This window comes from Streptomyces sp. enrichment culture, assembly GCF_964272895.1.
Taxonomy (GTDB): domain Bacteria; phylum Actinomycetota; class Actinomycetes; order Streptomycetales; family Streptomycetaceae; genus Streptomyces.
Window position 1 is genome coordinate 76,870 of sequence record NZ_OZ186832.1, and the last position, 18,578, is coordinate 95,447.

At 70.7% G+C, this 18,578-nt stretch carries 19 protein-coding genes and 1 pseudogene; 6 read left to right on the plus strand and 14 right to left on the minus strand.

The window, feature by feature from the left end; all coding sequences use genetic code 11:
* The first annotated feature begins 130 nt into the window (after positions 1–130).
* Entirely contained in the window at positions 131–1,009 is an 879-nt protein-coding gene (locus tag ACSU6M_RS00295) for an alpha/beta fold hydrolase (protein WP_437065948.1), read from the plus strand.
* A gap of 39 nt (positions 1,010–1,048) precedes the next feature.
* Here the strand turns inward: ACSU6M_RS00295 and ACSU6M_RS00300 are convergent, their stop codons facing one another.
* A complete protein-coding gene (locus tag ACSU6M_RS00300) occupies positions 1,049–1,591 on the minus strand; it encodes a DUF2716 domain-containing protein (RefSeq protein ID WP_437065950.1) in 543 nt (180 codons plus the stop codon).
* Between the two features lie 191 nt (positions 1,592–1,782).
* Here ACSU6M_RS00300 and ACSU6M_RS00305 point away from each other — a divergent pair, with 191 nt between their 5' ends.
* Both ACSU6M_RS00305 and ACSU6M_RS00310 read left to right on the plus strand, forming a co-directional pair.
* The gene (locus tag ACSU6M_RS00305) at positions 1,783–2,979 is read left to right on the plus strand and encodes a hypothetical protein (RefSeq protein ID WP_437065951.1); all 1,197 of its coding nucleotides are present in this window, start codon (positions 1,783–1,785) and stop codon (positions 2,977–2,979) included.
* Positions 2,979–3,587: a hemerythrin domain-containing protein gene (locus ACSU6M_RS00310; RefSeq protein WP_437065953.1), complete on the plus strand. Its 609-nt coding sequence runs from the start codon at positions 2,979–2,981 to the stop codon at positions 3,585–3,587. The genes ACSU6M_RS00305 and ACSU6M_RS00310 overlap by 1 nt, the downstream gene beginning before the upstream one ends.
* Before the next feature lie 113 nt (positions 3,588–3,700).
* Here the strand turns inward: ACSU6M_RS00310 and ACSU6M_RS00315 are convergent, their stop codons facing one another.
* From ACSU6M_RS00315 to ctaD, 10 genes are all read right to left on the minus strand, one after another.
* Entirely contained in the window at positions 3,701–4,558 is an 858-nt protein-coding gene (locus tag ACSU6M_RS00315) for an MBL fold metallo-hydrolase (RefSeq protein ID WP_437065955.1), read from the minus strand.
* Positions 4,559–4,573: 15 nt separating this feature from the next.
* Positions 4,574–5,107 carry a hypothetical protein gene (locus tag ACSU6M_RS00320; protein ID WP_437065957.1) on the minus strand — a complete coding sequence of 178 codons (534 nt, stop codon included), beginning with the start codon at positions 5,105–5,107 and terminating at the stop codon, positions 4,574–4,576.
* 59 nt (positions 5,108–5,166) lie between these two features.
* Positions 5,167–6,123: a Rieske 2Fe-2S domain-containing protein gene (locus ACSU6M_RS00325; RefSeq protein WP_437065959.1), complete on the minus strand. Its 957-nt coding sequence runs from the start codon at positions 6,121–6,123 to the stop codon at positions 5,167–5,169.
* Complete coding sequence (locus ACSU6M_RS00330) at positions 6,104–7,006, minus strand: cytochrome c oxidase assembly protein (RefSeq protein ID WP_437065960.1); 903 nt, start codon at positions 7,004–7,006, stop codon at positions 6,104–6,106. The genes ACSU6M_RS00325 and ACSU6M_RS00330 overlap by 20 nt, the downstream gene beginning before the upstream one ends.
* Positions 7,003–7,485, minus strand: a complete 483-nt coding sequence (locus ACSU6M_RS00335; protein ID WP_437065962.1) for a DUF2243 domain-containing protein — start codon at positions 7,483–7,485, stop codon at positions 7,003–7,005. The genes ACSU6M_RS00330 and ACSU6M_RS00335 overlap by 4 nt, the downstream gene beginning before the upstream one ends.
* Before the next feature lie 271 nt (positions 7,486–7,756).
* Positions 7,757–8,203 (minus strand): SPW repeat protein, encoded by a 447-nt coding sequence (locus tag ACSU6M_RS00340; RefSeq protein WP_437065963.1) that lies wholly within the window; start codon positions 8,201–8,203, stop codon positions 7,757–7,759.
* A 200-nt stretch (positions 8,204–8,403) separates the two neighbouring features.
* Positions 8,404–9,048 (minus strand): hypothetical protein, encoded by a 645-nt coding sequence (locus ACSU6M_RS00345; protein ID WP_437065964.1) that lies wholly within the window; start codon positions 9,046–9,048, stop codon positions 8,404–8,406.
* Positions 9,049–9,084: 36 nt separating this feature from the next.
* Positions 9,085–9,813, minus strand: a complete 729-nt coding sequence (locus ACSU6M_RS00350) for a YqjF family protein (protein WP_437065966.1) — start codon at positions 9,811–9,813, stop codon at positions 9,085–9,087.
* 154 nt (positions 9,814–9,967) lie between these two features.
* Complete coding sequence (locus ACSU6M_RS00355) at positions 9,968–10,342, minus strand: hypothetical protein (RefSeq protein WP_437065968.1); 375 nt, start codon at positions 10,340–10,342, stop codon at positions 9,968–9,970.
* Positions 10,339–12,048 (minus strand): aa3-type cytochrome oxidase subunit I, encoded by a 1,710-nt coding sequence (ctaD, locus tag ACSU6M_RS00360; RefSeq protein WP_437065970.1) that lies wholly within the window; start codon positions 12,046–12,048, stop codon positions 10,339–10,341. Before ctaD ends, ACSU6M_RS00355 begins: the two co-directional genes overlap by 4 nt.
* Positions 12,049–12,340: 292 nt before the next feature.
* On the opposite strand from ctaD, the pseudogene ACSU6M_RS00365 reads away from it, so the two are divergent.
* Positions 12,341–12,469 (plus strand): annotated as a pseudogene (locus ACSU6M_RS00365) (IS256 family transposase); the annotation flags it as partial.
* A 68-nt stretch (positions 12,470–12,537) separates the two neighbouring features.
* A complete protein-coding gene (locus tag ACSU6M_RS00370; protein ID WP_437065972.1) occupies positions 12,538–13,095 on the plus strand; it encodes a GNAT family N-acetyltransferase in 558 nt (185 codons plus the stop codon).
* Between the two features lie 267 nt (positions 13,096–13,362).
* Here ACSU6M_RS00370 and ACSU6M_RS00375 read toward each other — a convergent pair whose 3' ends face one another.
* Positions 13,363–14,244, minus strand: coding sequence for a hypothetical protein (locus ACSU6M_RS00375; protein ID WP_437065974.1), 882 nt, complete (start codon positions 14,242–14,244; stop codon positions 13,363–13,365).
* 278 nt (positions 14,245–14,522) lie between these two features.
* Positions 14,523–16,301 carry a S8 family serine peptidase gene (locus tag ACSU6M_RS00380; RefSeq protein ID WP_437065975.1) on the minus strand — a complete coding sequence of 593 codons (1,779 nt, stop codon included), beginning with the start codon at positions 16,299–16,301 and terminating at the stop codon, positions 14,523–14,525.
* Positions 16,302–17,162: 861 nt separating this feature from the next.
* On the opposite strand from ACSU6M_RS00380, the gene ACSU6M_RS00385 reads away from it, so the two are divergent.
* Positions 17,163–17,465 carry a hypothetical protein gene (locus tag ACSU6M_RS00385; protein WP_437065977.1) on the plus strand — a complete coding sequence of 101 codons (303 nt, stop codon included), beginning with the start codon at positions 17,163–17,165 and terminating at the stop codon, positions 17,463–17,465.
* Between the two features lie 250 nt (positions 17,466–17,715).
* Here the strand turns inward: ACSU6M_RS00385 and ACSU6M_RS00390 are convergent, their stop codons facing one another.
* The gene (locus ACSU6M_RS00390; protein ID WP_437065978.1) at positions 17,716–18,366 is read right to left on the minus strand and encodes a hypothetical protein; all 651 of its coding nucleotides are present in this window, start codon (positions 18,364–18,366) and stop codon (positions 17,716–17,718) included.
* Positions 18,367–18,578 lie beyond the last annotated feature (212 nt).

Consider the following 18,578-nt stretch of genomic DNA (forward strand, 5'->3'; position numbering starts at 1 on the left):
GGAGCCGGTGGCGCGCAATCGCACTGGTCAGCGGCTGCTTCCCGGCCGTGCCCCGCCGTACTGATCGGCTGCTGATCGCCGTCGCGCAGCCTGGTCCGGTCAGTTCTCCGGCCCGAAAGGACGGCCTTCCATGGCGCTCACCATTCCCGGCTTCGACCACATCCGCGTGCCCGGCACGGACGGTGTGGAGCTGGCCGCCGCTGTCGGCGGCAGCGGCAGCCCGGTGGTGCTGCTGCACGGTTTCCCGCAGACCCACCTGATGTGGCGGCACGTCGCCGAGCGGCTCGTCGACGAGCACACCGTGATCTGTCCTGATCTGCGCGGCTACGGCGCCAGCGACAAGCCCGAGGCCGCCGGCCCGGACGTGTACGCCAAGCGCACCATGGCCGCCGACATCGTGACGCTGGCGGCGACGCTCGGCCATGAGCGCTTCGCCCTCGTCGGCCACGACAGGGGGGCACTGGTCGCCTTCCGGGCGGGCCTGGACCACCCCGAGACCATCACGCATCTCGGCATCCTCGACATCGTGCCGACCCTCGACATGTGGAACGTCCTGCGGGGCGCTCGGGCGGCGGTCGGCTACCACCTCTTCCTCATGGCGCAGCCGCCGGGCCTGCCGGAGACGATGATCACCCACAGTGCGGACGCGTTCTTCGGCTCCTTCCTCGACGCCTGGGCCGGCGACCCGACCGCCCTGCCGGAGGAGGTGCGCGCCGAGTACCTTCGGGCGAGCGCCGGAGCAGTGACGTCGATCGTCGCGGACTACCGGGCCTCGGCGGGCATCGACATCGTCCACGACCAAGCGGACCTGGACGCCGGATCGCGGTTGGCCATGCCCGTGACGGTCGTCCAGCAGGACTGGGGCACACGCCTCGGGTACGACGCTGCCGGGGTGTGGAAGGCATGGGCGCCGGACCTGGACCACCGGCTGACCCGAGCGGGGCACTTCATGGCCGAGGAGGCGCCCGACGAGATCACCGCGGCGATCCGGGACCTTTTGGCCCGCTGAACCTCCGGGGCAGCGCCCGTGTCCGGCCGGCGAAGGACGTCACACTGCAGGCAAGCTGCGACCGGCACGTCGCATGGGCGGTCCCAGGATGTCATCGATCTCGGTGGCCACCGTATCCAGCAGCTCCTGGCCGAACAGGCACACCGACGACTCCCACGGGTGCCCGAAGCTGCCCAGCCGGAAGTCCTCCGAGAGGTAGATGTAGTAGTCGCCGTCGGGGTAGGGGCTCAGCGGCCACGGTGCCTGCCCCTGCCCGCCGACGCGATGCGGAGCGAAGGAGTAGGAGATGTGCTGCCAGTCGAGCGCGAACAGCCTGGCCTGCGGCTCGACGCACGCGGTCAGGCCCTGCTCGACGACCGCGGTCAGGCCCTGCTCGACGACCGCGACGAAGCGGTCCAGGCGCCTGTAGTTTGGATCCTCGTCCAGCGACGCCAGACTCCAAGTGACCGAGTCGACCGGCTCCTTGACGGCCGGCCACTCGGCCGGGTTCACGCTCGGGCTGAATGCGAACTCCGTGTAGAAGCGGTCCCAGACGCTTCGGTACTCGGCCTCCGGCAGCTCGGTCACAGGCTCACTCGTCATCCGCATCATCCGCACAGGCTAGCGAGCCGGCCGTGTCGTTCGAACCACTGGCCGAGCGAGGTCCGTTCGTCCGGACGGAGGGGGCTGTTGAGGTGACGCTGTCAACGGGTACGCGTGTAAGACGCCGATGTGGGCAATCGGCCGGAGAAGGATGACGGCTGTCCTCCCCTCTATCGAAGGCCAGGTGCCCAATGACGTTCAACCCCCTGGAACAGCGGGGCATCCCCCTGGACCGGCAGGTGCGGAGCTGGCGGGAGCTGGACGTCTCGCCGATCGATCCGGACGCCTCCGATCCGTACACGCGCTGCCGCGTCATCACGATGAACGGCATCGAGGTCGAGGCGATCCTCTTCAGCCACCAGCTCGCCCGGAACACGGTCGACCCGGACGTGAAGCGGTCGCTGGCCGAGGTCCGTTACGTCGAGGCCCAGCAGCAGAAGGCGGTCAACTGGCTGCTGCCGGGCGTCTCGTCGGTCCTTGAGACGACGATCGCGTACGAACAGGTCGCGGTCGACCTCACCGCCTGGATCGCCCGGATGGAGCCGGATCCGTATCTCCAGCAGGCGTACCAGTTCGGCGTTCTGGAGGACTTCGACCATCTGTATCGGTACGCGAACCTGTACGAGATGATCGAGCACCGCAAGGCCGAGGCGATCGTCGACGGTCTGACGGAGGTCATGCCGGGCCGGCCGACCCGTATGCATCACCGGCACCCGTTCGACAACGTACGGGACGCCTACGACAAGGAGCGCACGGATCCGCTCTCGAAGCTGCACGCGCTGACGGTGCTGTCGGCGGAGCAGCAGACGATGAACTTCTACATGAACACCGGCCCCACCTACATGGAGCCCATCGCCCGCCAGCTCTATCAGGAGATCGGGCTCATCGAGGAGGAGCACGTCACCCACTACGAGTCGCTCGTCGACCCGGGCGAGACGTGGTGGGAGCAGTTGGTCACCCACGAGTACAACGAGTGCTACCTGTACCACTCCTTCATGGAGCAGGAGAGCCACCCCAAGGTGAAGGCCCTGTGGGAGCTGCATCTGAACATGGAGCTGGAACACCTGCGGATCGCCTGCGACCTGATGCGCCGTCACGACGGCCGCGACCCGGAGGAGATCCTGGCGCCGCAGCTGCCGAACGTGCTGACCTTCGAGCCGAACAAGGACTATCTGCGTGAGCTGCTCGCCACGCAGATCGATCTGACCACCTTGGGCGCCGGGTACGTGAGGGAGGCGCACGAGCGCTTCGAGAAGATGCAGCAGCAGCTGCACGACGGGGAGAAGCCGCCCAGCGACCGGGTGATCGACCAGCACCGCGAGATGTTCGACCGTGACTACCGGGTGGAGACCGAGGGCCCCCACCCCGTCGAATCCGAGCGCGCCTGATGACCGCCGCGAGGAAGGGCGCCGTGGACGCGCAGGCTCAGCAGGGTGATCCGGCGGCCGTGGAGGACGTGGTGGCGCTGCTGATGCGCCAGCACGGTCAGATCCACACCCTCTTCGACGAGGTCCGTGCCGCGGAGGGGCAGGAGCGCACGGACGCCTTCCGCCGTCTGGTGCACCTGCTGGCCGTGCACGAGACCGCCGAGGAGGAGGTGGTGCACCCGAGCGCCCGTACCGCCTTCGAGGGCGGCTCGGACGTCGTCGAGGACCGCCTTGCGGAGGAGAAGGCGGCCAAGGAGAAGCTGTCCATGCTGGAGGAGATGGACACGGCCGATCCCCGGTTCATGCCCGCGCTGCTGTCCCTGCGCGACGCCGTCCTCGTCCACGCGCGGTCGGAAGAACGCTACGAGTTCGCGCTGCTGCGCCGCACCACCTCGCCCGCCCGGCTCGCCCTGATGGCCAAGGCCGTCCGGGCGGCGGAGGCGACCGCCCCCACCCACCCGCACCCCGGAGTGGAGAGCGCCACCGCGAATCTCACGCTCGGGCCCCTGGCCGCCGTCGCCGACCGGGCTCGGGACGCCATCCGCCGCACCATGGACGACGGCGACTGACGCGAGGAGCCAAGTCCGAGGCGGCCGGGAGGAGACCGTCCCGTCGATGACCGGGTGAGGCTTACTGCGCCCACCGCGTCCCTGCTACGGCTTCGGCGGACGGGGCCCGGACGTCACAGGACCGTCGGCTTGGTCCCCCGCTCGGCGGTCACACGGGCGCGCCGACCGTGCCGGCAGTGGACCAGGCGGTCGCCCAGGCCGACGGCGTCGAGCTCGGTGAGGAACGCGGACAGCGGCGAACGCATCACGGTGTAGTCGCCGTAGTGGACCGGGAGGATCAGGCGGGGGTCGAGGCGTCGGGCCAGTTCCGCTCCCTGGGCGCCGTCCATGGTCACGACGAAGCCGCCGGGAAGGCGAGTGCCGCCGAGGTGGAGGACGGCCAGATCGGCGGCCGGGAAGCGGCGGGCGATCTCGTCGAGGCCGTCGTGGACGAGCGTGTCGCCGGAGATGTACAGCCGCAGCCGGGCCGGTCCGCCGACGGGGCCGAACTCCAGCAGGCTGCCCATCACCGGCGGCAGCAGCCCGCGTATCAGGGGGTTGCCGGCGTGGCGGCCCGGCAGGGCGGTCACGCGGACCTCCGCGTCCCCGTGCTGGAGGGTCAGGTGCTGCCAGGTGCGCAGCCCCGCGGTGCGCGGGAACCGGTGCACGGTCCTGAGACGGCGAGCCGCGTGCGGTGTGGTCAGGACGGGGACGGTGTGGTCGAGGTCCCGGCGAGCTGTGCGGTCCCAGTGGTCGCCGTGCAGATGCGACAGGACGACCGCGTCGAGGTGGGGCAGGTCGGCGACGGCGAGGGCCGGTTCGGTGCGGCGGCGGCTGAGGAGTCCGTACCCGAGGTAGGCGTACTGGCCGCGGTGCAGGAAGTTGGGGTCGGTGAGCAGCGTGAGGCCGCCGTAGCGCAGCAGTACGGTCGCATTGCCGATGAAGTGCAGATTGAGCGTGCCGTCGGCGGTGGCGTCGGTGATCCGTGGCATGGCCGTGCCGTCCGTTCAGCGACCGTGGGCGTCGTCTCGGGGCAGCGGTCCGACGTCGGGGTGGCGGCCGGGCCGGAGGGCCGCGTGACGCCGGCCGGGGCCGCGGCCGTCGCGGGCGGCGAGCGCGTCGGCGACGGCACCGGTGGCGAAGGCGTAGACGGCCTTGTGCAGGAGGTCCACCGCCAGTTCGGGGCGGGGCCAGGTGGGGGGCGGGGCGCCGACGCCGGTCGCGTTCTCCAGGATCTGGTCGTTCGTGAGGCGCACGACGGCGAACTGGGCGGAGGCGGCCGGTCCGCGCAGTCCGGCCTGGGCCATGACCGAGCGCAGTACGCCGAGCAGGGCCGCCTGGCCGAAGTGCATGGCCCAGTTGAGTGGGAGGGGCTGGGTGCGGGGGCGTTCGGGCAGGCCGGTCAGTCGCTGGAGCACCCGCGCGGGTACGTGCGAGTCCGGCCGGCCGGTGACCGTCTGCTCGATCTTCTCGCCGACGGTCATCACGACGCCTCCGGCGGTACCGGCGACCAGGCCCTGCCACAGGGCACGCGTGATCATGCCCGGCCGCGTACCCCCGGCTGGAGGCTTCACCCGCGGGTGCGGGCGGCCGCCGCCCCTCACGTTCCCCTCCGGCCGAGGTGCGTCAGGCGGTGTGCTCCTGGCCTGTGCCCGTTCCCGCCGGGGACCGGCTCGCGCCGCAGGCGCACTTCGACATGGCCGTCGACGATCCGGGTGTCGAAGGCGGGCTGGGGTGCGGTGGCGGGGCCGCGGACGTTCCAGCCGTCCGCCAGCCGGAAGACGCTGCCGTGCCAGGGGCAGGTGACGCACCCGTCGGCGACCGTGCCCTCCGACAGCGGGCCGGCCAGGTGGCTGCACCGCTCGGCCAGTGCGTGGATCGTCCCGCCGGATTCCCTGACCACCAGCACCGGTACGTCGTCGACGACGCGCCGCACCGGTTCCCCGGCCGGGAAGTCGGCCACGGCACCGACGCGGTGCCAGCCGTCCTGGACGACGTGCGGTACCGCTTCGGCGTGGTTGGCGCCGGACGCCTGCCGGTAGGCCAGGTGCCCGCCCAGCATGCCGCCGATCGCGACCGCCGTGAGTCCGAGGAAGCCATAGGCACGGCCGGCTGCGGTGCGCCCGGAGAGGCGGTGGGTGAGCGAGATGGCGTACAGGGTGACGGCCGCCGTGTTCGTCGCGGCGTGCAGCAGACCCACGCGGCCCTGCTCCTGGTGCAGCTCGGCCCAGTCGACGGCGCCCGCCAGCGCTGCGGGGGCGGCCGCGGTGAGGCCGGCACCGATCAGCAGGCTCGCCTCGCGGTCGCGGCCGGGCCGGGTGTCCAGGACGGCCGCGGAGATCCAGGTGCCGATGGGCACCTGCACCATCAGCGGATGGACCGGGTGCCCCAGCCACCTGCCGTGCAGCACGTCCCGTCCGCGCCCCAGCGGCAGCCGGTGGACGCCTGCCCGGAGGGCGTCGATCAGCGGATCGGCTCGGGGGTCGCGTTCCACCCGGTCGAGGAGCCACAGCATCCGGCTCTGCTTCGTACGGCGGCTACGTGAGGGTGTGCTCATGCGCAGCCGGGTCCCCGCCCGCCGCCGACCGCAAACGGCGGCGGCGCCGTGCGTGGTGAGGTCGCACGCCGACGCGGGCGGCGCGTCCGCTGACGACGTACCACTGGACGGCCAGGGCGGCGGCCAGCGCCACCTCGACCAGGTCGCCGCCGTAGTACATGAGCAGGGCCCCGCTGTGCAGGTCGGTGACGGTGAGGGACGTGCCGGGCGGCGCAGCCGCGTACAGGCTCTTGGCCAGCACGGAGTGGAAGGCACCGGCGGCCAGCAGGGCGGCGCCGCGTACCGCGAGGCTCCAGCGGCGGCGCCCCGGGTCGACCTGGCAGACGGCGAAGGTGAACAGCAGACCGGCGGCCAGGACATGCGCGTGCACCGCGGCGTGCAGCAGGGGGTGGTGCTGTGTGGCGGCGTAGAGCCCGGTGCCGTACAGCAGCCAGAGGCCGCCGATGTCCACCGCTGCCGCCACGGGCGGGCACAGCAGGGCGCGCAGGGGCCAGGCGTGCGTGACGGCCGGCAGTGCCCGCCGCAGCCGGCCGGGCGGCAGGGTCCGCAGGGTCAGGGTGAGGGGGCGGGCGAGGACGACGAGCAGGGGCGCCGCCATGACGATGACCAGGTGCTGGAGCATGTGCGCGGTGAACGGGCCCGGCACGAGGCCCCCGAGCGGACCGGCGTGGGGATCCGCCGCCACCGCCCACGCCGACGCGCAGGCGCCGGCCGTGAACGCCGCGTCCCGGCGCCGGGGCCAGGCGTCGCCGCGGCGGCGCAGACGGCGGGCGGCCAGCAGATAGAGGGCGGCCGTCGCGATCGCTGCCGCAGCGGCGCACGTCTGGGCCGGTCCGTCCCACAGCGCTGCAACGGAGGCCGGGTGGTCGTGGACCGGGGTCACGGTCGACGCTCCGCGCGGTCCGCCCGCACCGCCAGCGCACCTCCGATCAGCAGCAGGACCAGGGCGGCGCCGTTCCAGGCCCAGTCATAGGGGGTGACGTCGACGCCGTAGCGGATCTGGTGCAGTCGCAGCAGCTTGTGGTCCACGACGCCGTCGAAGAGCTGGAAGCCGCCCAGGCCCAGGAGGAATCCCGCGCGGGCGTGGGGCGCGGACAGCGTGCGACGGCGGCGCAGGTCGGCGTGCAGCGCGAACCCGGCGACGAGTGCCAGCAGTTCGGCGGTGTGCAGCAATCCGTCGGAGAAGAGACCGACGCGGGGGGTGCTGCGGTCGTAGAAGTGGTGCCAGCCCAGGAGTTGGTGGAAGACGATCTCGTCGACCGCGGCCATGACGGCCATGCCGATCAAGGCCCACACCGCCAGTGACCTGCGGCGCTGCGGGCTCGGGCCGGTGTCGGTGCGCGGCGGGGTCCGGAGTCTCATCCGTCCGCAGCCTCATCCGTGCAGGTGGCGCGCTGCCGCGCCGGGATCGGCGTGTCAGCGCGGGCGGGCGTCGGCGACCACCTCGCCGGGGGCGAGGTGGTCGTCTTCGTGGTGGTCCGTCCCGTGGGCCGCTGCTCGGCCGACGCGCGCCCGGCCACGGCGTAGAACGCGTGACCGGCGGCCCGCAGGCCGCCGGCCGTTGGCTCCCGTACGTCGGTCACCGTCGTGACCGGCTCGGGGAAGGGGCGCGACCTTGGTCGGCCAAGGGGCTTCACGGTGCGGTCATACCGCGTCCGGACCGCTCCGACCGCCGGTCGGCGGCTGCGGCGCTGGCGGCCAGGCCCAGCAGCAGAGCGATGACTCCGACGATCACATTGTTGACGACGGTCCTGGTCGTGCTGACGTCGCCGGAGACGACCCAGGGCGCGACGATGGTCCACGCACCCAGTGCGCAGGCCGCCCACGCCATGCTGTGCGTGCGTTCGTAGGCGCGGCCGAACCCGCCGCTCATCAAGAGGGCGTAGGCGATGCCGACGATGAGGTTGGTCACCGCCAGCGCGCCGAGGTTGCTGAACCCCGCGATCCACGGGGAGGCCGCCAGATACACGCCGGTGAGCAGAGCCATCATCTCGATGGCCTGGGCCTGGGGCGTACTGGTGGCGCGCTCCGCCATCTCATGACGGTTGCGCATGGCGATGATGTCGGGATGGGTTTCCATCGACGACCTCGGAGAGGTTGTCACGCCCCTCACCTCCGAAGGCTCGATCGGTCAGTGCCGGGGCACCGGGTACCCCCGTCACGCGTCGAACGAACCGTCTGTCCTGGAGGAGGTCTCGGCGCCGGTTGTGCGCGTCGGCGCGCCCGCCGGCCGTACAGGGGGAGGCGCGACGTGTGTCCGGCGGGGCATTGGGGCACTCCTCACTCCGGTCCGAGCGCCACCGTCGTCGTGACGCGGGTGAGCGACGGCTTCCGCGGCACCGATCCGAAGCCGAAACGGACGGGCGGCAGGACCGGCGCCGTACTCCCGAGGTCGGAACCCGCCCAGGAGGCCGAGACGAGGCGGATCGGCCGCATGTCCCGCGCGCCGTACCACTGGCGGCGGCCCCGACGGGCACTCCCCCGGGTCCGCACGCCCGGCAGCAGCACACGGGCCGGCCAGTCCATGAGCGCGCTCCACGCCGGCCGGCGCGCGAGCGCGCCGGGAACGGTCCGCAGCAGCAGCCCCAGGATGCTGCGCCGCCCGGTGACGAACCGAAGGTCGAGCGGGCCCGCGGTGACGGTCCAGGTGTTGCCCGTGACGGCGACGCGCACGGGGACGACGCGCACGCTGTCGAACCGGTAGATGCCGCGGACGAACTCCGCTGTCTGCGGTGTGGGGGCCAGCAGCAGCCGCTCCCCGTCGGCGTGTTCCAGCATCACGTCGCTGAACGGTCCGAACGGTGACCGCTGCCAGTGGCCGAGGACGACACGCGTTCCCGAGGTGGTGCCCACGCCCGCGATCCATCCCTCGAAACGCAGCAGCGGGCGGCGCGCCGCGGGCCTGGGACCCCGGCTCAGCCGCATGGGCCCGCGGGAGCGGCCCCGCGCTGTGCCCTGCCCTCAGACAGCGGCAGCCGCGGGCGGACAAGGCCGTGAGGCTCCGAGCCGCACATCCCTGACTCCTTCCGAGAAGTGCACCACCGGCTCGCCAAGAGGGGCCGGCAGGCCGGCCGAGACGGTCAGCGTCTCCTCCAGCTCCTCCAGGGTGGCGCCGGCCAGCGGCCACGGCTCGTGCTCCACGGGCGTCTCCCAGAGCATGCCGAGTCGGCGTGTGTAGGCCCGCCAGCGCGAGGTCAGCCAGACATCCCGTTCCGTCGGCCGCTCGATCCGGTCCCCTGGGCGGACGACCAGACGGTAGGAGGCCCCGCCCGCCCATCGCCTTCCGGAGTACGTGACGGTGTCCGCGGCCGTGGTGACCTCAAGCGTGGCGGGGTGGTACGGAACACCGATCACCCGCGCCGCCACCATGGCCGGCCAGGCGACTTCGAGGGAGAGGAACCACAGCCCGTCCCGCCCGTCGGCCCGACGGACGTAGGTCCGCAGGTTGGTCTCCGCGAACGTCGGCAGCCCCGGCACCGCGGCGGGCACACCGGGCGGACGTACATCCGCCATCACGAACGGGGTGAGCCCCACCCAGGCGGCGCCCTCGTACTCGTCGACGGTCAGCCCCTCGGGGATCAGGGCCTGAACCGTCTCCGGCGGGAAGGACCAGTGGACGAACGTCTGCGTCAGCCAGCCCGCCGACAGCGCCGGCAGCCGAACCGGATGCTCGGCTTCGTAGGTCACCACAGCAGGTGAGTCCCCTCGCTCCGCCCACGGAAACGTACCGGTGGCAAGCCTTCCTTCCGTGCCTGGCCTGGACTGTCCGCTCGCATACGCCGGCCCTGGCGGGCGACGCCGGGCCTGCACCCGGCGGCGGGCTCGCCCGGCTCGCCCGGCATGGTCAGCGCGACAGGGCGCAGACCGCGGCCGAGGCGCCGGTGGCGCAGACCAGGACGGCGCACGCGCAGACGACGTGCCGGGCGAGCAGGCGGTGCCGCAGCGCTTCGTACCGTGTCTCGTACTCCCGGCGCAGTTCGTGACCTCGCCGTACCGTGGCTCGCAGCATCTGCCGGTGGATCGCGAGGCGCTGGTCGACGTAGTGGCGGGTCACGTCCTCGGCCTGTGTGCGGGTGAGCCAGGGCAGGCGTGCGCACAGGGCCTCGGCCTCGCGGTGCGCCTGTTCTCGCGCGGCCTGGGCGAGGAGATAGCCCTCGATCTCCTTGACCAGGGCTTCCGCCTGCGGCGGGGCACCGGGTCTTGAGAACTCTGCAGTCATCGCTCGCTCTTGTGGCTGTCTTCGTCGACGGCGTCGCGCCGACCGACGTTCGCCGCGTGCTCCAGTTGTGCGATGTGGGGGTGGTGGAGGTCGAAGGCGGGGGATTCGGAGCGGATCCGCGGGAGGGTGACGAAGTTGTGTCGTGGTGGCGGGCAGGAGGTCGCCCACTCCAGTGAACGACCGTAGCCCCAGGGGTCGTCGACCTGGACCCGCTCGCCCTTCTGGGCGGTCCGCCAGACGTTGTAGAGGAAGGGAAGCGTGGACAGGCCGAGGAGGAAGGAGCCGATGCTGGAGACGGTGTTCAGTGCGGTGAAGCCGTCGGCGGCGAGATAGTCGACGTAGCGGCGGGGCATGCCCTCCGCGCCGAGCCAGTGCTGGACCAGGAAGGTGGTGTGGAAGCCGACGAACAGGGTCCAGAAGTGGATCTTCTCCAGACGTTCGTCGAGCATCGTGCCGGTCATCTTCGGCCACCAGAAACTGAACCCGCCGAACATGGCGAAGACGATCGTGCCGAAGAGCACGTAGTGGAAGTGGGCGACCACGAAGTACGTGTCGGTCACGTGCCAGTCCATCGGGGGCGAGCCGAGGATGACGCCGGTCAGGCCCCCGAAGAGGAAGGTCACGAGGAATCCGCACGCCCACAGCATCGGTGGCTCGAACGAGATCGACCCCTTCCACATGGTGCCGATCCAGTTGAAGAACTTCACGCCCGTCGGCACAGCGATCAGGTAGGTCATGAAGGAGAAGAACGGCAGCAGCACCGCTCCGGTCGCGAACATGTGGTGGGCCCACACGGTCGCCGACAGGCCGCCGATGGCGATGGTCGCGGCGATCAGACCCTGGTAGCCGAAGATCGGCTTGCGCGAGAACACGGGGATGATCTCCGTGACCACGCCGAAGAACGGCAGGGCGAGGATGTAGACCTCGGGGTGGCCGAAGAACCAGAACAGGTGCTGCCACAGGATCGCTCCGCCGTTCTCCGGGTCGAAGATGTGCGCACCGAACTTCCGGTCGGCCTCCAGCGCGAACAGCGCGGCGGCCAGCACGGGGAAGGCGAGCAGCACCAGGACGGACGTGAGCAGCACGTTCCAGGTGAAGATCGGCATCCGGAACATCGTCATACCGGGGGCGCGCATGCAGATGATCGTGGTCATGAAGTTCACAGCGCCGAGGATCGTGCCGAAGCCGCCGAGCGCCAGACCCATGATCCACAGATCACCGCCGAGCTGTGTGGTGCGCTCACCGCCGCTGAGGGGGGTGTAGGCGGTCCATCCGAAGTCCGCGGCGCCCTCAGGGGTGAGGAAGCTGCCGAGCACCATCAGACCGCCGAACAGGAACAGCCAGTAGGAGAACATGTTCAGCCGCGGGAAGGCGACGTCCGGGGAGCCGATCTGCAGCGGCATGATCGCGTTGGCGAAGCCGGCGAACGTCGGCGTCGCGAACAGCAGCAGCATGATCGTGCCGTGCATCGTGAACGCCTGGTTGTACTGCTCGTTGGACATCAACTGCAGCCCTGGCCTGGCCAGTTCGGCCCTGATGGCCATGGCCAGCACACCGCCGACCAGGAAGAAGCCGAACGAGGTGATCAGGTAGAGATGACCGATCTTCTTGTGATCGGTCGTCGTCAGCCACTCCACGACCACCCGGCCCCGTCCGCGACGGCCCTCGACCGGTACCAAGGTGGCCGGCTCTTCCTGCGTACTCATCGCATACCTCGCATACGGTCGGTGCGGCCGGGTTCGATCAACCATTCCGTGCGAAGTCCGCCAAAGCACGGACATCGGACCGGAAGGCGGCGTGTCTCACCCTCCGCGCACGAAGAAGCTCTTCGGAGGGCTGTCGGCGACTGTGGGGCAAGCGGCACCGTCCGCGGCCGGCTCGCGGACGACGGCCGAGGCACCAGGACCATGGCATCGGCGCAGGCGAGACACGCCCGTCATCGGTGAGCGGCGACAAGGCGTCCCCAGCCGGACGACAGGCTGTCCGCATGCCGAGTCAAAGCTGCCCGAGTCCGCCCAGCAGCGGTGTCCGGCCGTGAACGCGCCGCACCTCGTCGCGCTGGTCCGTGCCGGGGCCGGCTCGGAGCGGGGCATCCTCGTCGAGCGAGCCGCTGCCCGCGCGGCATGAACACCACCGACGGCCGTCGGCCGGAAAACCGGTGGCGGGCCCGGCCGGCCCGTGGTGAAGATCGCGGCATGTCCACCTTCCTGGAGACCGACCGGCTCGTCCTGCGCGCGTTCACGACGGCCGACACCGACCACCTGTTCGCCTTGGACAACGACCCCGAGGTCATGCGCTTCATCAACGGAGGGCGCCCCACCGGCCGCGAGGCCATCGAGACGAGGGTCCTGCCGCGACTCCTGCACGACTACCCGTGCTGGGGGAACCGCGGCTACTGGGCCGCGCAGGACAAGACCACCGGCACCTTCCTGGGTTGGTTCGAGTTCCGGCCGCTGGAGGAGCACAGCTCTGCCGTGGTCGAGCTGGGTTACCGATTGAACCGGGAGGCATGGGGGCACGGTTACGCCACCGAGGGGGCCCGGGCCCTGATCCGCAAGGGGTTCACGGATCTGGAGGTCGAGCGGGTCACGGCGAACACGATGGCCGTCAACACCCGTTCCCGTCGCGTCATGGAGAAGTCGGGCCTGTCCTTCGTCCGGAACTTCACCGGGGACTGGCGGGAGGCGATCGAGGGCTCCGAACACGGGGAAGTCGAGTACGAGATCACGCGGGCCGGGTGGGAACGGCGGTAGGTGGCGGTCAGTCACCGTGCGACGGCGACGACGTCGAGCGCTGACGGCGGCCGTGCCCGCGCAGATGTACAGAAGCTCCCGGTAGACGGGGGGATCTCGCGTCCATGCCGTCCTGCCAGGAGCTTCCACGTGCTTGCCTGCCCAGTCGGCGCCGACCTGTCCGTCTCAGTCTTGCTCTTCCTGCCACTGCACTGGCGGCACGTCGCCATGAACAAGGCACGTGATGACGAGACCGTCGACGTGTCGGCCCAGCGGCTCCATCCGCGCTCAGCCCTGCCGCGCGGCGCCTCGAAGGGCCTCGTCGGTCATGTCGGCCACCTGGCCGGCCGGCGGAGCCTCCGCGTCGACCTCGGTGCCGAAGTCCGAGAACTGCATCACCGTGCTCATCTTGAGCTGCTGGGGTGCCGCGCCGCTGCCCGGCTCGGCCGAGGAGGCCGGGGCCTTGAGGGTCATGTCGATCTGCTGGCGGCGCAGCCGGCCCTCGTCGTCGAGCCAGACCTCCATCGGCAGCGTCGGGCCCAGCTGCTTGCTCATCTGCTCGCCGCCGGGCAGCTCGGAGACGTCCACGGAGACCTTGTAGTGCGTGGTGTCGGTTCCGTCGATCTTCTCGGTGCCGACCTTGGTGACGTCCTTGTCGGTGATCGCCTTGGCGTACGCGGCGGTCTGGGCCGGGTCGCCGATCTGCTGGTTGTTGACGCCCAGCTGGGCGGCGGCCCGCTTCAGGTCGATCTTGATCCAGGGCTTGCCGCCCGGCGCCTTCTGGCCGGATGCCTTCTGGTAGAGGACCTGGTCGACGACGCGTTGCTCGACGGTCTTGTCCTGCGCCGTGATGGTCATGACGCTGTCGCCCTCGTCCAGGTCGACGACGCCCTCACCGTTGGATGTGATCGTCTGGCCCTCCGCCGAGAGCTTCGTCCTGATCGTCGTCCGCGCCGACTCGGCTTCGGCCGTCTTGTCGTAGGCCGCTCGCACCTGCGCCGTGCCCTGCTCGCGGGCACCGGCGCTCGTGCTCGCGCCCTGCGGCGTGCCGTTCTCCTCCGCCTCGGTGTCGCCACCGTCACCGCAACCCGAGAGGACGACGCTCCCCAACACCGCGGCCACCACGATCGCGCCGGACTTCGTCCCCTTTAACCGCATGTGAATCCCCATCTCCTCGACGTCTGCCGACCGCCGTCCCATCACGGCGGCCCTTGGAGCCGATTGCCCCGAAATCCCGCCGAAACACCCGGTAATGACGGACATTACGGATGAGGCGGAGGCGGTCGGGTACCGCGGTGACCGTCAGGATCCGCGCGGCGCGAGTACGCAGCACTGAAGAAGGCCACCGGGGTGCAGTGGCTGCTCCCCGGTGGCCTCTCGGCACAAGTGTCGTCTTCGAATGTCTCGCCGACGACCTCCAGCGCTGAGTGCTGCGGTGTGGGCGCCCCTTAGAAGGTGACGTTCCAGGAGTCGATCCGGCCGGTGTCGCCGCCGGCGTTGTCGTTGACCCGGAGCTTCCAGGTGCCGACCGCGAGCTCGGCGGAGGCGTTGACGGTGTAGACCTGGCTGATGTTGTCGGCGCTGCCGCCCGAGCGGTTGTGGAGGGTGTAGACGGTGCCGTCCGGGGCGATCAGGTCGACCTTCAGGTCGCCGATGTAGGTGTGCACGATGTTCACACCGACCTTGAGGGTGGCCGGGGCGTTGCCGGTCACTCCGCTGACCGTGATCGGGCTTTCCACGGTGGTGTTGTCACCGATGGCGAAGTCCGTGGTGTTCTCGAAGTACTTGCCGGGCGGCGGGGTGCCGCCGACGGCCTTGAGGGCGTCGACCTGTCCCTCGCCGAAGAAGCCGTTGTTGGCCGTGGTGCCCTTGCAGCGGGTGTCCGACGGACAGGGGATGTCGTTGGCCTGGGTGGCCAGTTTCTCCCGCAGCTGCGCCGGGGTGATGCCGGGGTTGGTGCTGGCCAGCAGCGCGGCCACACCGGCGACGTGCGGCGAGGCCATCGAAGTGCCGCTCTTGGAGCCGTACTTGCCGCCCGGCAGGGTGCTGTAGATGCCGGTGGTGTCGCCGCCCGGGGCCGTGATGTCGATGACGTTCAGGCCGTAGTTGGAGTACGAGGCCTTCGCCGTGGTGCCCATCGCCGAGACGGTGACGACGCCCGGCAGCTCGGTCGGGATGTCCAGGCAGGCGTTGGTGATGGTCCGGGTGACCGGTGTCGAGTCGTTCGGGCTCTCGGTGTCGGTCGTCTTGTTGGCCAGGTCCAGGTTGGAGTTGCCGGCCGCCGCGACCTGGAGCGAGCCCTTGCTCTCCGCGTACTCCTGGGCGCGCTTGACGCCCTCGATGATCGCGGCCTGGTCGGCGTTGTCCGGGCAGTTGAACTGCCACGGGTCGGTGTAGTAGCTGTTGTTGGTGACCTTGAAGCCGTGGTCACCGGCCCACATGAAGCCGCAGATGGTGTTCTCGGCGAAGAAGAGCGAGCTGCCGGGCTCGGCGATGCGCACCGAGGCGATCTTCACGCCCGGAGCCACGCCGATGACGCCCTTGCCGTTCTTGGCGGCCGCGACCGTGCCGGCCACGTGCGTGCCGTGGGTGCCGACGTCGCGCCAGGCGCCCGTACGGGTGTCCGGCTTGCCGTAGGCGCAGGACACGGAGTCCGCGGCGTTGAAGTTCGGCGCCAGGTCCTGGTGCTGATCGTCCACACCGGTGTCCAGGATGCCGACCTTGACGGAGGCGGAGCCCGTGGTGATGGCCCATGCCTGGTCGGCCTTGATCTGGGTCATGTCGGCACGGACCGGCTCGCCCGTAGGGGTCGTGGACTGCGGCGGGTTGGCGGGAAGCGCCGGGTTGTAGGCGTCCGCCGGCACGTCGGAGGTGCGGGTGGCGCCGACCTGCTGGACCCCGCTCACACCGCGCATCGCGCCGGCGAAGGAGGCGGAGGCGGAGTGGGCGGTGATGACACCGATCGCGTCGTAGTACTGGAAGACCGTTCCGCCGTTGGCGGTCACGGCGTTGCGGACCGCCGTGGTGTCGCCCGGGGCGGTGATCACCAGGTAGGAGCGGGTGCCGGCGACCCAGGTCGCACTCGAGGACGCGGGGGCCGCGGCCTGGGGTGCTGCCGCGGGGGCGGGGGCGGGAGCGGCGGAGCCGAAGGGGGAGACGGGGTCGGTGCCGGCGAGCGCGGCCGGGGCCCCCAGGGCGAGCGTCGCGCCGAGCGTGGCGGTCAGCACGAGGGTACGGCGAGGCCGACTGGATCTGTGGGGTATCAATGCGTCCTCCGAAGACCCGGTGGTCAGGCCGGGTCGTACGAAACAAGTGATGGACGCAAGATGTCATGCACGCGGCCAGTTACGGAAGGGCCTTTTACCGCAAGGGGGTTCGGATATCGGTGGCCGAATAGCGACTATAGGTGCAAGTGTGAACATGTGGCGGGCGGGTGAGGAGGACAGCCGGACCGGACCGGTACTCCGTCCCGCCACTGGGGTGGTGCGTGGAGACCGGCGCGACGTTCGCCTCGGAGGTCGGGCGCGGGCCGGGGTCACGGTCGGGCCCGCTCCAGCCGAACGCCGTGCCGTGTCCGTCGCCGACCAGTGCCCACTCCCCTCCTTGCCCGGTCGGCGGGGCGCGGCGAACCGCCTGCCGGACACTCCCCTGCGACAGGCTGCCGCCGCCGATCGGGCATGCCCGGAGGGTTGACGAGATCACAGCCGAAACCAAGTGCGGTTGCCCGCCCGTTCCGCCAGATCTGCTGAGTGAGCGCCGCGCGCTGGGCGGTTCAGGTGGGCGGTCAGTGGCGCGGATCGTCCAGCCCCGCTGCGACATCCGGTACGTATCGGCAAGTCGCGCTGACGGGGCCGTTCGTCAAGCAGATCGGGCAGCCAGCCCCATGGCGTCCCCTAGGCCGGCCCGGAGCACGTCGGTTCGCCTGCTGCCACCCCGACACTGCGGAAAATTTCGAAAGGTTGGCCGCCACCAGAACGCCGCTGACACACTCGCACGCGTCCCATCCGACACGCACGAAAGGCCCGGACATGCGACGAAAGCTCGGAATCCTCCTCGGTGCAGCGGCCATCACCGCGAGCAGTGCTCTGGTGAGCGCGCCGACAGCGCAAGCCGCCACCTGCGGTGTCGACGGCAACACCGGAACGCTGTGGTGCACCAACCAGGCGCCGAAGGCCCTCTACGCCCACCGGAGCTTCTACTCCGACTTCCGCGACAACCTGCGCACCACCTACAGCTCCTTCGCCTGTTACGGGTACGGCGACAGCTACCAGGGCAACAGCATCTGGTACTGGACGCAAGGGGACGACTACGGCGCCTGGGGCAACATCTGGTCCGGCTACGTGCACATCGACCCCGGTACGGCCATCAGGCTCGGGATGAAGAAGTGCTGACAGCACCCGCCGGGCACGCACCCGTCGGGCACGCGCCCGTAGAGAACTGATGCCCGTACGCGAGCAGATGGCCCCGACCACGGCCTGCTCCCGTGCGGCAGGCCACTGGTTTCCAGCGTGGCTTCCCCGGTCCCGGCGGGGTGGGCGGCAGCACGTCCGCCCGCCCGTTGCCGTCGGGACCGTGGGCTGCGACCACCGCGCGCCTGTGCCGGTCATGGTGTCAGCGGATCAGTGGCCACGCTGAGGGGACTCAGTCGCTCGCGACTGCCGTATCCGCGCCGACCGCCGGCCGACCGGTCCCCTTCGCCAGCCAGCGCCGCGCGTCCTCTGTGACAAGTCCCGCACAGCATGCGGAGGATGCCACGCAGCCCAGCACAACTCCGGTGGCCGACAGCTTCAGTGCCACATGGTCCGGTGCCTCGGGCGGCGGCCCCAGCCGGGTGGCGACGTGACCTCGCGGGTCGACGGTCATGACGACCTGCGTTCCTACCGGCGACTGCTCACCCCGGAGCTTGTGCGTGGTCCCATCCGGTAGCCGTGCGACGACCCCGGAAGCGGTGCCGTCCGGGGTCGATGCCTCCCACTGCCTGGTCACGACGCCGGTCCTCGCGATCCCCCGGTCGTGCAGAGCCTGCTGGTCGGAGTCCTGCCACCCGAAATACATCACCCCGCCGTACGCGCAGAGAACGAGAAGACCGATGCCGCCTCCGACGACGTAGGACGCCTTTTCGTAGGCATGGGAGTGGAGATACACAGCCGCCAGCACGGGGACGACCAGGGAGACCGTCGTCCCGCCGCAGGCTACGAAGAAGGCCAGCGGGTTCCGGTGCCCGTGCGCCCACAGCGTCAGCGGCACCCATGCCGTGAACAGGGTGAATCCGGCCGTCACGAACGAACCCATGGCGAACGCTCCCAGCCACCCCGCGGCCCGCCCGGCCAGCCGCAGCGCCGGCCGCCCCCACGAACTCACCATGCCGCCAGCGTGACCGCGCCTGCGGCCACTGGCAAGGCTCTCCACAAGGGCAAGAGGGTTCCTGTCCGCAGCGGCTGAAGGGACCCACCGGGTGTTCGACACCTCCCTCGCCGTCTGATGATGCCTTGCGGCATGAAGAG